Source organism: Nocardia otitidiscaviarum NBRC 14405 (assembly GCF_000308635.1).
Lineage (GTDB): Bacteria > Actinomycetota > Actinomycetes > Mycobacteriales > Mycobacteriaceae > Nocardia > Nocardia otitidiscaviarum.
The window spans coordinates 1-13176 of sequence record NZ_BAGD01000084.1; the positions used below are offsets into that span (position 1 = coordinate 1).

Genomic DNA, 13176 nt, shown 5'->3' on the forward strand with positions numbered 1-13176 from the left:
GCGGCGGCCGGTCTGGCGGGCCGCGGGCTGACCACCGGTGCGCGTACGCTGCGGGCGAGCCGAAGCCTGTGACCGTGTGCTCGACTCAGCGACGCGGTCGGCGTGACGCGTCACCTCCAGCCGAGCGGCGCGCCTCGGAGCTTGCGACCGAGTACCGCTCGCATCGGCGGTGGTCCGGTCGGCATGACGCGGTCGGCCACCGCGAGCCGGTGTCTCCGAGCCGGTACGGGCCGACTCGGCAGCGCGCGTAGCCGACCGGTCGGCGTGACGCGTGCGCGGTGGACGGGCCGGAGCCTGGGAGCCACTGCCGCGCGAATCGGCCGTGCGGGTGGCCGTTCCGGTACCGATGTGGCGGCCGCGACCGGGGGATTCGCCCGTGCCGCGGGTGCGGCCGGAGTGGGCGCGGCGGGCATCGGACACCGTGGCCTTGCGGGCGGCGGGACGCCGATCGCGTTCCGGCGATGTCGCGGCGGGCTCGGGGCGGGCGGTCACCAGCGGAGCGATGGGGCCGACCAGGGTGGTCACCTCGGCCGAATTCCCGGTCACCCGTTGCGGGGTGGCGGTGATGGCCGCCTTGCGGAGCAGGGCGGCGACGTCGCGGCGCTGCTCGGGCAGGACCACGGTCACCACATCGCCGGAGCTGCCCGCGCGGGCGGTGCGGCCGGAACGATGCAGGTACGCCTTGTGTTCGGCGGGCGGGTCCACGTGGACGACCAGTTCCACGTCGTCCACGTGCACACCGCGGGCGGCGATATCGGTGGCGACCAGCACGCGGGCGGTACCCGCGGCGAAGGCGGCGAGGTTGCGGTCGCGCACCGCCTGGGAGAGGTTGCCGTGCAGATCGGTGGCGGGAATGCCAACGGCCGTCAGCTGTTTGGCCAAGCGGCGGGCGTGGTGTTTGGTGCGCATGAACAGGATGCGGCGGCCGGTGCCGGAGGCCAGCACCTGCACCAGATCGCGTTTGGCGCCGGCGTCGGTGACCTCGAAGATATGGTGGGTCATGGCCGGAACCGGCGAATGCGCCTCATCCACGCTGTGCGACAGCGGATTTCGCAGGAAGCGTTTAACCAGTTTGTTCACGCCGTTGTCCAGGGTGGCGGAGAACAGCAGCCGCTGACCGGTATCCGGAGTGGCCGCGAGAATACGGGTCACGCCGGGTAGGAAGCCGAGATCGGCCATATGGTCGGCCTCGTCGAGCACGGTGATGCGCACCGCGTCCAGCGAGACCAGGCCCTGCTTCATGAGGTCCTCGAGGCGGCCGGGGCAGGCCACCACGATCTGCGCGGTCTTCAGCGCGCGCGCCTGCCGATTCTGCGGGACGCCACCGAAGATCGTCGTCACCCGCAGCCCGCACGCGGTGGCCATGGGTTCCAGGGTCGCGGCGATCTGGGTCGCCAGCTCCCGCGTGGGGGCCAGGATCAGCCCGGCCGGACGCGCGGGCGTGACCGCCACACCGGCGAGCCGGTGCACCATCGGAATGGAGAAGGCGAGGGTTTTACCGCTGCCGGTCTTACCGCGCGCCAGCACGTCGCGACCGGCGAGGGTGTCGGGCAGCGTGGCCGCCTGAATCGGGAAGGGCGCGGTGATCCCGTTCGCGGACAGCGCGTCGATCAGGTCGGTGCGCAGGCCGAGCGCGGCGAAGGTGGTGGCAGGGCTCGATGAACGAGTCGTCATGGGTATTCGGGGTGCCTTTCGAGCATCTGGGGTGACCGCAGCGGTGCACGAAAGAAAGACATCCACGACGGAAAGGAGTACAAGATCAGTACTCGACTCCAGAACTATAGCTCACCCCGGCCGCTCGGGGCGGACAATGTGTCCCGTCCCGCACCGGCCGGGGGTGCGTTGACGGTCAGCCGTAGTGGCAGACGTAGTGCACCGGCGAGAGCACCTCGATCTGGAAGGAGCTGTTCGCGGGCACGTCGAAGGACTGCCCACCCCGGTAGGTGACGGCCTCGCTCGCCCCCGCGAGGGTGATCCGGCACTCCCCGTCCAGGAGCTCCATGACCTCGGGCGTGGCGCCGCCCCCGGGAACCTCGGGGAGGTCAGGCCGCGGAGGTCACGCGGTAGACGTCGTAGACGCCCTCCACATTGCGGACCACGTTGAGCAGGTGGCCGAGATGTTTGGGGTCACCCATCTCGAAGGTGAACTTGGAGATGGCCACCCGGTCACCGGAGGTCATGACCGAGGCGGAGAGGATATTGACCTTCTCGTCGGCGAGCACCTTGGTGACGTCGGAGAGCAGCCGGGTGCGATCCAGGGCCTCGATCTGGATGGCGACCAGGAAGACCGAGGACGGGGACGGTGCCCATTTCACCTCGATGATGCGTTCCGGCTCGCTGCGCAGCGAGTCGGCATTGGTGCAGTCGGTGCGGTGTACCGACACCGCACCGCCGCGGGTCACGAACCCCATGATCTCGTCACCCGGCACCGGGGTGCAGCACTTGGCCAGCTTGGCCACGGTGCCGGACGCGCCCGGAATCTCCACACCCGCGTCACCGGTGCCACGCTGGCGCGCCGGAACCGTGGAGGGCGTGGACCGTTCGGCGAGTTCGTTCTCCACATCGCCGACGCCGCCGAGCTGTGCCATGAGCCGCTGCACCACATGGTGCGCCGACACCTGGCTCTCGCCGACCGCTGCGTAGAGCGCCGAGATATCCGGGTAGTGCAGTTCGTGAGCCAGCGCCGACATGGCGTCGGCGCTCATCAGGCGCTGCAACGGCAGGCCCGAACGCCGGACCTCCTTGCTGATGGCCTCCTTGCCCGCCTCGAGGGCCTCTTCGCGGCGCTCCTTGGCGAACCACTGCCGGATCTTCGCCTTGGCGCGCGGGGAGACCACGAAGTTCTGCCAGTCGCGGCTGGGTCCGGCGTTCTGCGCCTTGGAGGTGAAGATCTCGACGACCTCACCGTTCTCCAGCTGCCGTTCCAGCGCGACCAGGCGGCCGTTCACGCGCGCTCCGATACAGCGGTGGCCGACCTCGGTGTGCACGGCGTAGGCGAAATCCACCGGGGTGGACTTCTGCGGCAGCGTGATCACATCGCCCTTGGGGGTGAACACGAAGATCTCGGGCGATTTCAGATCGAAGCGCAGCGACTCCAGGAACTCGGCCGGATCGGCGGCCTCCCGCTGCCAGTCCAGCAGCTGCCGCATCCACGCCATGTCATCGACCTCGGTCGAATCATTGGAGTGTTTGCCCTTGGTTTCCTTGTACCGCCAGTGCGCGGCGATGCCGAACTCGGCGGTCCGGTGCATGTCCTGGGTGCGGATCTGCACCTCCAGGGGTTTGCCGTCCGGACCGACCACGGTGGTGTGCAGCGACTGGTAGACGCCGTAGCGCGGCTGGGCGATGTAGTCCTTGAACCGGCCCGCCATGGGCTGCCACAGCGAGTGCACCACGCCGACCGCGGCATAGCAGTCGCGCACCTCGTCGCAGAGGATGCGGATGCCGACCAGGTCGTGGATGTCGTCGAAGTCCTTACCCTTGACGATCATTTTCTGGTAGATCGACCAGTAGTGCTTGGGGCGGCCCTCGACGATGGCATTGATCCGGCTGGCGGCGAGGGTGTTGACGATCTCGGCGCGCACCTTGGCCAGGTAGGTGTCGCGGGAGGGCGCGCGGTCGGCGACCAGGCGCACGATCTCGTCGTATTTCTTGGGGTGCAGGATCGCGAAGGCAAGATCCTCCAGCTCCCATTTGACCGTCGCCATACCGAGCCGGTGCGCCAGCGGCGCGATGACCTCGAGGGTTTCGCGGGCCTTCTTGGCCTGCTTCTCCGGCGGCAGGAACCGCATGGTGCGCATATTGTGCAGCCGGTCGGCCACCTTGATCACCAGCACGCGCGGGTCGCGGGCCATGGCGATGATCATCTTGCGAATGGTCTCGGCCTCGGCGGCCGCGCCCAGGTTCACCTTGTCCAGCTTGGTGACGCCGTCGACCAGGTGCGCGACCTCCTGACCGAATTCATTGGTCAGCTCGTCGAGCGAGTAGCCGGTGTCCTCGACGGTGTCGTGCAGCAGTGCGGCCACCAGCGTGGTGGTGTCCATGCCCAGCTCGGCCAGGATATTGGCCACCGCCAGCGGATGGGTGATGTACGGATCGCCGGATTTGCGGAACTGATGCGCGTGCTTCTCGTCGGCCACGTCGAAGGCCCGCTGCAACAGCTGCAGGTTGGCCTTCGGATACAGCTCGCGATGGACGGTCGCGAGGGGTTCGAGCACCGGCTTGACGGCGGCGATACCGCGCTGGCCGGTCATGCGGCGGGCCAGGCGGGCGCGCACGCGCCGGGAGGCGGAGGTCGGCACCGCGGCGGGCGCGCCGCCCTGCCGTTGCGCCACGGGGAGGCTTGGGCGCTGTGACGTCGCACCGCCCTGGCGCTGAGCCGCCGGATCACCCTGGCGCTGAGCCGCCGGATCGCCCTGGCGCTGTGATGTCGGATCGCCCTGGCGCTGGGGCATGGAATTAGGGGTGGGCGGGGTGGCCGATGCGTCATTGTTCGATTGCCCGGCATTCGCCTGTTCCAAATGCTGAGTCATGCCACACCACCTCTCCCGGCCGCGATCGGAACACCATATCGGACCGTGCAACCACCCGGACCACCAACTTTAGTCCGGGTTTCGTCTCGGGGTCGCCGACGGTGACTACCGCCCGTCCGGACGTGCCCATACCGACGTGATCACCCCCCTTTCTACCGTGTTCGGGGCGGCGTTGCGTACGGATTGCTCCGCACCCGACGCCGCCCCTCGCCCCGGGGCCGCGGCACCCGGCCAAACCTCGCTACTCGGACGGGATTTCGGCCAATCCGTGTGCCGACAGCTCCATGCGGCGGGTGACCCCGATCTCGTCGAGAAAGCGCGGATCGTGGCTGACCACGATGAGCGCACCCTGGAACGCGGCGAGGGCCTCGGTGAGATGCCGCAGGCTGGGCAGGTCCAGGTTGTTGGTGGGCTCGTCGAGCAGCAGCAGCTTCGGCGCGGGTTCGGCCAGCAGCAGCATGGCCAGCGCCGCCCGCAGCCGCTCCCCACCCGACAGTGCCTCGGCGGCCACATCGGCGTCCGTTCCCCGGAACAGGAAGCGGGCCAGTTGGGCTCGAATCCGTTCCGCGGACGCGTGCGGCGCGGCGGCGGCCACATTCTCGAACACCGTCTTCGACTCGTCGAAGATATCGAGGCGCTGCGGCAGCATGCGCCAGGGCACCTTCGGCGATTCGTCCCGGATGCGGTGCAGGAGCGTGGTTTTGCCGGAACCGTTGCGGCCGGTGAGGGCGATCCGCTCCGGTCCGGAGACCTTCAGGGTCACCACCGGGCCGTTGGCGAGGGTCACCTCCTCCAGGTCGATGACATCCTGTCCGGGGTAGAGCAGGGTGGCGGGCAGGTCGACGCGGATCTCCCGGTCGTCGCGCAGCAGCTCCTGTGCCTGAGTGAGCTGATCCTTCGCCTCCTCGAGCTTGCCGATGTGGTTGTTGCGCAACTTGCCCGCCGACACCTGGGCCTGGCGTTTGCGTTCGGCCATCACGATCTTGGGTTCCCGCTTGGTATCCCACATCTTCTGGCCGTAGCGCAGGCGGCGGTCGAGTTTGATCCGCGCCTCGACCAGTTCCCGCGCCTGCTTGCGCACATCGCCGCGGGCGTCGCGGACGGCCGCCCGGGCCGCCGCCTGCTCGGCCGCCACAATCTGCTCGTACTCGCTGAAATTCCCGCCGAAACACCGGATCTCGCCGTGGCGCAGTTCGGCGATGCCGTCCACGCGCTCCAGCAGTTCGCGGTCGTGGCTGACCGTGAGCACCGTGCCCGCGAACTGCCCGATCACCTCGTAGAGGCGTTGGCGCGCAACCTGGTCCAGGTTGTTGGTGGGCTCGTCGAGCACCAGCACCTCGGGTTCACGCAGCAGCTCGGCGACCAGGCCGAGCAGCACCGTCTCCCCGCCGGAAAGGGTGTCGAGACGGCGGTCCAACTGCCCGACATCCCCGGCGACATAGTGCAATCCGAGTTTGCCCAGCAATGCCACGGCCTGCTCCTCGACATCCCAGCGGGTACCGATCAGCTCGAAATCGGCGTCGGTGCCGGCACCGGATTCGATGCGGTGCAGCGCATTCCGGATCGGTGCGATGCCGAGCACCTCGTCCACCCGCTGTCCGGCGGACAGGCCGAGATCCTGCCGCAGATACCCGAGCCGTTCGGGCGGGGTGATCGAGCCACGCTGGGGCCGCAATTCTCCGGCGATCAGGCGCAGCAGCGTGGACTTGCCCGCGCCGTTGCTCCCGACCAGACCGATATGCCCCGGTCCGAGGGCGGCATCGAGGCCGTCGAATACCGGTGTGCCGTCGGGCCAGGTGAAGGTGAGATCGGAAATGGAAACGACAAACGTACTGGACATGCACACTCCTCGAGGTAGGCGAAAGAGAACGCGGCGCGCGAATGCGGGCCACCGGGGCGCTACCTCAGAAGATCAACGTGCATAACTCCGATCGTGCGGCAATGAGACGTTTCCAAGTTATCCAGGCCAACCCGACCGTGCAAGGGGTTATTTCGAGACCCAGCTCACGACGTGGCGGCGAATCGATAGCGACACGCACGCGGCCGGTTCTGTGGCTCGGCGTGGCGGGAATATCCTGCGCTATGGCCGCTTCGTATCGCACCAATGAGGGCACCGCCCGCATCATCGGCGGCGTCGGAACACTCTTCGCGGTCGTCGAGGCCGCCTACATCCTGCTGTTCGTCTTCGAGGCCGATCCGGCCAACAAGCTCTACACCTTCGTCGAGTCCTGGGCGAACCCCCTGGCATTGTTCTTCCCCGGCCTCTTCCGCACCGACAGCACCAAACTCGACGTGGTGTTGAACTATGGTCTGGCCGCCATCTTCTGGCTGGTCGTCACCAGTTTTCTGGCCCGGCTGGTGGCCCGGCTCTGAACTGCCCGCCCGGTGCGGCCGACTGATCAGAACGTTTCGGTCTCGATGCCTGTCAGGGGCTGTTTCGACCGGCGCGAGCGGGGAATTTCGAACGTATGCCGTACACGTACTACCGCGAGAGCACCGCCGCTCGGATCATCAGTACGGTCGGTGCGGTCTTCGCACTGATCGAGGGCATCTACATCCTGCTGCGGGTGTTCGATGCCGACCAGTCCAATCCGTTCTACCGATTCATCGAGAACCTGGCCGAACCGCTGGCGCTGTTCTTCCCGGGACTGTTCGAGACCGGGAACGCCAATCTCGACATCGTGCTGGACTACGGACTGGCCGCCGTCTTCTGGCTCGTCGTCACCGGCATCCTGGCCCGGCTGGTCTCCGGCACCAGGTGACACCGATTTCCGATCGTCAGAGCTTGACCACGGAGGTCAGCGGATAGTCGCCCTGACGATCCCGCCCGCCGAGGAAGCCCAGTTCGAGGACCACCGCGGCGGCGACCACCTGCGCCCCGGCCTCGGTGAAGATGTCCGCGGCGGCCGCGAGCGTACCACCGGTGGCGAGCACGTCATCGAGCAGCAGCACCTTGCGCCCCCGCAGTTCCACGCCGTCGGCGGGAATCTCCAGTGCGGCGGAACCGTATTCGAGCGAGTACTCGCGGGAGAACACCGGCGGCGGCAGCTTGCCCGCCTTGCGCACCGCGATCACGCCGGTACCCAGCAGCGCCGCCACACCCGCACCCAGCAGGAAGCCGCGCGCGTCCACGCCCGCCACCAGATCGGCGTCCGGCGCGCACGCGGCCAGACAGTCCAGGACCGCCCGGTAGCCCTCGGCATCGGCGAATACCGGCGTCAGATCCGCGAACCGCACACCCGGGGTCGGGAAATCGTCGTGCCAGCGGGTCAGCCGCTGCACCGCCGCCTCGGCCCGCGCCGCCCGCTCACCGACCCGCTCGGGCGTCTCCACCAGTTCGTGCTTGCTCATCTACACCCACTCCTCGTCACCACGCCGCAGCCTCACCGCTTCAGTACCCAGCGGTCCATGTTCCAGCCCGCACCGGCCCGGGTGGGGTTGGCGATTCCGTTCTCCATACCGTCACCGAAGGCGATGGTGCGCGGTGTGGCGAACAGCGGAATCGACGGCATCTCGTTCCACAGCAGGTTCTCCTGCTCGGTCAACAGATTCAGCACTACCGTCGAGTTTCGCTCCGCCGCAAGCTGATCCGCGATGGCATCGTAGCGGGGGTTGACGAAACCCCCGAAATCGAGGCCCTGGCCGCTATGCAGCGCCGCGACGGCGGCCACGCCCGGCAGCGACCCGGCCGGTCCCGGTGCGGCGGCGGTTCCGGCCAGTACGGCGTCCACCGCGCCCTCGCGCAGCTGGGCCGCCGTGAAGTCCGGTGTCGAGGCGTCAACCACCGTGATGCCGGCGGCCTTGCACGACTCGGCGATGAGCTGGATGGTCCGCGCGCGCCGCTCGTCGGGCGCCGAGTAACCGACGCGAATGGTCGGATTCTGGAGGTTCGCCGCGCCCAGGGCCTTCTTCGCCGCGGCGACATCGGGATTCTCGTACCGGTCCGCCGCGCCGGTCACCGCCGAGTAGTACAGCGAATCCTGTTGCAGGATGCGCGAATCCAGCGGTCCGGCACCCAGCCCCGAATCCACCTCGAAATCCGGATGGCCGAGCTGGTTGTAGAGCTCCTGGCGCGGGGTACACAGCGCCAGCGCGCGCCGCGCCTCCGGAGAGGTGAGGACACCGCCGGTCGACAGCACCAGCTGTTCGGCGCCGCGACTGGGCATGTTCCCCACCGTGAAGCCACTCAGGTCCGCGTCACCCAGCGAGCCGGCACCGACGTCGAGTACACCGACCTCCTTGTCGGCGACCTTGGACTTCAGGTCGAAGTTCTTGGGCCACACCACGATGCGCGGTGTCTTGGCCGCATTGCCCCACCACTTCTCGTTCTTCACCAGGACCAGGCCGTCGTCGGCGGTGAACGATTCGATCCGATACGGCCCCGACGACGGGAGCAGGGTGGCGTCGATCTCCCCGGGGGTGAGGATCCAACCGGTATTCCAGAACTCGGCGATCCGCTCGGCCGCCGCGGTATCCCCGGAGAGCAGGGCGGTGGCCGCGTTCGGCACGTTCGCCGCCTGCGCCGCCACGTGGGCGGGCATGAGTTCACCGGCGCTGAACAGCGTCTTCCAGTCGGCGTAGGTGCGACCCGGCCGGAAGGTCACGGTGGCGTCCTTGGAGCCGGGCTGGCATTCCACCCGCTCGATATCGGAGTAGCCGAGCGTGCTGGCGGCATCGAAGAGCGGAACCGGCCCGCCCGGACCGGGTTTCGTGAAGCGGCCGCCCCGCGCCGACCAGGCCAGCACCAGATCGTCGCAGGAGGTCGGGGTGCCGTCGGACCAGACGCCGTCCGGATTGAGCCGGTACTGGATGGTCTGCGTCTCCCCCGGCACCTCCTTGGCGGTGCCGGTATCGGTGTCGGCGACCTGCTGCCCGTCCGGACCGGTGTAGAAGAAGCCGGTCAGTACGCGCGAGAACACCGCCGCCGTACCACTGTTGGCCCCCAGGGTGGAACCGCCGTTGTACGAGGCCACCACCGCGTCGACGCCGTAACCGATGGACGGCACCTGGTTCTTCCCGGCGCAGCCCACCAGCGCCCCGGCCGCCACCGCGCCCGCGGCCACCACGGCCGCACCGCGCACCGACCGCCGCGCCCGCGCCGGACGTCCGACCCGCCACGCGCGCCCGCCGGTCAGAGTTGCCCCGGTGTCGGTCGGGCGCACCGCCTGTTCCACGCCTCCGGCCGCGGTGCGCCCGGCGGATTCCGTCTCGCACGCTGCGGACTCGGATGCCCACGTGCCCGGCTCGGATGCACGCGCACCGATCTCACACGCACCAGGTTCGGCTGCACTGGTGGCGGTATCGGGCGCGGGAGGCACCGCCCCGGCAGCAGTGCCGCACACGGCGGTATCGGCCGCGCGCTCCGCATGTTCCGGTGCTCCCACAACGGTGCCGCACGCGCCGGATTCCGTAGCGTGCGTTGGGAACTCGGTCGCGCGGGCAGCGGTATCCGCCTGGGGCGGCACCGGCCCGGGAAGCCGGTGTGCGCCCGTGTCCCTCTCGTGTTCCGCCGCTTCGGTTTCGCGCCGTCGCACTCCAGTTACCCCCTGCGCTCAGTGCCGTCGCTTGTGTCGTTTTCCGCTCGGCCGGGCGCCGGGGCGCGGTCCCTCCGACGTCCGCGAGCGCGGGGCCGATGCTTCGCGCGCCGCGACGGGGCGGCTGGCCGAGCCCGCGCGCTGGGCGGCGGCGGAACCCACCCGGGTGGTCGTCGCGCCGGAGCGCTTGGCGAGCACCTTCCTGGTGTGCGCGGCCACCGGCCCGAAGCGTTCCTTGATGCTCACCAACAGCGGCACCGCGAAGAAGATCGACGAGTAGGTGCCGACGATCATGCCGACCAACTGCACCAGCGCGAGATCCTTGAGGGTGCCGACGCCGAGCATCCACACCGCGATCACCAGCAGGCCGATGATCGGCAGGATGCCTATGACGGTGGTGGAGATCGAGCGCATCAGCGTCTGGTTGGCCGCCAGGTTGGCCTGTTCGGCATAGGTGCGCCGGGTCAGGTGCAGCACACCGCGGGTGTTCTCCTCGACCTTGTCGAAGACGACGACATTGTCGTAGAGCACGAAGCCCAGAATGGTGAGCAGACCGATCACCGCCGCCGGGGTCACCTCGAAACCGACCAGCGAGTAGATGCCCGCGGTCACGATGAGGTTGAAGAACAGCGAGGTGATGGCCGCGACGGACATATCGCGTTCGAAGCGGATCGCGATATAGATCATGGTCAGGGCCACGAACACCAGCAGCGCGATCACCGCCTGCCGGGTGACCTGACCACCCCAGGTCTCACTGATCTCGGCGATGCTGATGGCCGCCGGACTGGGATTGCCCGAGGTGTCCTTGGGCTGGAACGCCTCGAACAGCGCGTTCTGCAACTGCGCGGAGTCGGCGGCGTCCAGCGTGTCGGACCGCAGCTGGATGGTGGCGGTCTCCCCGGAGCCCACCCGCTGCACGGTCACCGGATCGTGGCCGAGCGTATCGCGGTACACCTGCTCCACCTGCTCCACGCTGGTGCCCTCGGCGGGCAGCTGGATGCGTGAACCACCGGCGAAGTCGATGCCGAGGGTGAAGCCGCGCACCGCGATGCTCAGCAGCGAGATGAGCACGAAGGTGGCGCTCAGCGCGTAGAAGAACTTCCGGCGGCCGACGATCTCGAATCCGCCGGTGCCGGTGTAGAGCCGTTCGAAGAATCCGTGACGCGGCGCGTCGGTCGGTTCCACGTAGTCGATGTCGGAGTCCATCACCGAGTTGCTCATCCTCACGCCTCCCTGGCCGCGACGGCGGCAGCGGCGGCCTTGCGCTCGCGGGCGATCTGCGACACCACGCCGAGACCGTTGACCGAGGGCTTGGCCCAGAACGGTGACTTGGACGCCATCATCATCAGCGGCGCGGTCACCAGGTACAGCACGATCACGTCCAGCACGGTGGTGACACCGAGGGTGAACGCGAAGCCCTTCACCTGACCGGCGGCCAGGATGTACAGCACGACGGAGGCGATGAGGCTGACCGTCTTACCGGAGAGGTTGGTGCGCTGGGCGCGCTGCCAGCCGCGCGGCACCGCCGAGCGGAAGGTGCGGCCCTCGCGCATCTCGTCCTTGATGCGTTCGAAGAACACCACGAAGGAGTCGGCGGTCAGACCGATACCGATGATCAGACCGGCGATACCGGCCAGATCGAGGGTGAAGCCGATCCACCGGCCCAGCAGCACGATCAGACCGTAGACGGCCGCACCGGCCATGAGCAGCGAGAACCCCGCCAGCAGACCGAGCAGTCGATAGACGAGCAGGCAGTACAGCAGCACCAGCACCATGCCGATCGCGCCCGCGATCAGACTGGCCTTGAGCGAGTACAGGCCCAGCGTGGCCGAGACGGATTCGGCCTCGGAGGTGGTGAACGACAGCGGCAGCGAACCGTACTTCAGCTGGTTGGCCAGCTCCTTGGAGGTTTCGCCGGTGAAGTTGCCGGAGATCTGGGTGCTGCCGCCGAACTGGTTGGCGGCCTGCACGACCGGGGCGCTCACGACCTGCGTATCGAGGGTGAAGGCCAACTGCTGCTGGTAGAACTCGTTGGTCAGCTTGCCCCAGGTGTCGGCGCCGCCGGACTTGAACTCGACGTTCACCACCCAGCGCGACTGCTGCGGATCCAGTACCGCGGAGGCGTCCTTGATCTCCTGGCCGTCCAGGCGGCTCGGGCCGAGCGTGTACACGTACTGGCCGTCGGTGCTGCACGTGACCAGCGGCAGGTTCGGATCGTCGTTACCGGCCAGCGGGTCCGGCTTGCTGCAGTCCATGGACAGCATGGCCAGCTGCTGGGTCTGCGGATCGGTGCTCTGCCGCAGGGCCTTCGCGGCGGCGATCTCCTGCTGCACGTCCTGCGGGGTGCCGCTCGGCTCCGGAGTGGGGGCGGGCTCGGTGGTCGGCGCGGGTTCCTGCGTCGGCGCGGGCTCCTCCGTCGGCGTCGGCTCGTCGGTCGGGGCCTGCGCCGGGAACACCCGGTTCTGCGGGGCGGGCGCCTCCGCGCCGTCCGGCGCGGGCGCGTCGGTGGTCACGGGCGCGTCCGGCGACACCGGGGTGTCGGCGGGGGCGTCGGTCGCCGGGGTCTCACCCGGTGCGGGCGTGTCCTGCGGCGGGGCCTGCTCGCCCGGAGGCTGCTGACCTTGCTGCTGCGCCGGAATCGGCTGGCCGACCACCGGGCGCACGTACAGCTTGGCGGTGGTGGCGAGGGTCTTCGCCTGGGAGCCGCTGTCACCCGGCACCGTGATGACCAGATTGTCACCGTCGATGACGACCTCGGACCCGGAGACGCCGAGACCGTTGACGCGCTGCTCGATGATGCTCTGCGCCTGACGCAGGCTGTCCTGGCTGGGCTTGCCGCCGTCGGGGGTGCGCGGGGTCAGCGTGACCCGGGTACCACCCTGCAGGTCGATACCCAGTTTCGGGGTGGCGGCCTTGTCTCCGGTGAAGAAGATCAGCAGGTAGATCACGGCCACCAGCGCGGCCCAGACGCCGAGCAGGCGCCATGGATGCGCCGATCCCTGGGAAGGTGGCACGGTTCGTATCTCCTAGGCGGGAAGAGTTGCGGGGGTGGGCGGACACACCTCGGCCCCGCTGCCCACCCCTGGCGGGCGGGCAGCGGGGCTCGGGGC

Annotated in this window: 9 protein-coding genes and 1 pseudogene; 2 read left to right on the forward strand and 8 right to left on the reverse strand. The window is 68.7% G+C overall.

The genetic code is table 11. The features are described from left to right. The 4 genes and pseudogenes from ON31_RS18360 to ON31_RS18370 form a co-directional block, all read right to left on the reverse strand. The coding region (locus tag ON31_RS18360) for a DEAD/DEAH box helicase (RefSeq protein WP_115061578.1) at window positions 1-1674 on the reverse strand (1674 nt) is incomplete at its 3' end. A 175-nt stretch (window positions 1675-1849) separates the two neighbouring features. Next, window positions 1850-2005 (reverse strand): annotated as a pseudogene (locus ON31_RS35695) (pyrimidine/purine nucleoside phosphorylase); the annotation flags it as partial. A 37-nt stretch (window positions 2006-2042) separates the two neighbouring features. Further along, window positions 2043-4532, reverse strand: coding sequence for a RelA/SpoT family protein (locus tag ON31_RS18365; RefSeq protein ID WP_039815311.1), 2490 nt, complete (start codon window positions 4530-4532; stop codon window positions 2043-2045). A gap of 241 nt (window positions 4533-4773) precedes the next feature. Then, entirely contained in the window at window positions 4774-6372 is a 1599-nt protein-coding gene (locus tag ON31_RS18370) for an ABC-F family ATP-binding cassette domain-containing protein (RefSeq protein WP_039815313.1), read from the reverse strand. Window positions 6373-6614: 242 nt separating this feature from the next. On the opposite strand from ON31_RS18370, the gene ON31_RS18375 reads away from it, so the two are divergent. Then, the gene (locus ON31_RS18375; RefSeq protein ID WP_063821525.1) at window positions 6615-6905 is read left to right on the forward strand and encodes a hypothetical protein; all 291 of its coding nucleotides are present in this window, start codon (window positions 6615-6617) and stop codon (window positions 6903-6905) included. 95 nt (window positions 6906-7000) lie between these two features. Next, on the forward strand, window positions 7001-7294 hold the full coding sequence (locus ON31_RS18380) for a hypothetical protein (protein ID WP_051037444.1): 294 nt from the start codon (window positions 7001-7003) through the stop codon (window positions 7292-7294). Between the two features lie 16 nt (window positions 7295-7310). Here ON31_RS18380 and ON31_RS18385 read toward each other — a convergent pair whose 3' ends face one another. The 4 genes from ON31_RS18385 to secD form a co-directional block, all read right to left on the reverse strand. Beyond that, window positions 7311-7883 (reverse strand): adenine phosphoribosyltransferase, encoded by a 573-nt coding sequence (locus ON31_RS18385; protein ID WP_029924278.1) that lies wholly within the window; start codon window positions 7881-7883, stop codon window positions 7311-7313. Between the two features lie 32 nt (window positions 7884-7915). Beyond that, window positions 7916-9613: an ABC transporter substrate-binding protein gene (locus ON31_RS18390; protein WP_039815385.1), complete on the reverse strand. Its 1698-nt coding sequence runs from the start codon at window positions 9611-9613 to the stop codon at window positions 7916-7918. 471 nt (window positions 9614-10084) lie between these two features. Next, on the reverse strand, window positions 10085-11287 hold the full coding sequence (secF, locus tag ON31_RS18395; protein WP_039815315.1) for a protein translocase subunit SecF: 1203 nt from the start codon (window positions 11285-11287) through the stop codon (window positions 10085-10087). A gap of 2 nt (window positions 11288-11289) precedes the next feature. Further along, window positions 11290-13080, reverse strand: coding sequence for a protein translocase subunit SecD (gene secD / locus ON31_RS18400; RefSeq protein WP_039815317.1), 1791 nt, complete (start codon window positions 13078-13080; stop codon window positions 11290-11292). Window positions 13081-13176 lie beyond the last annotated feature (96 nt).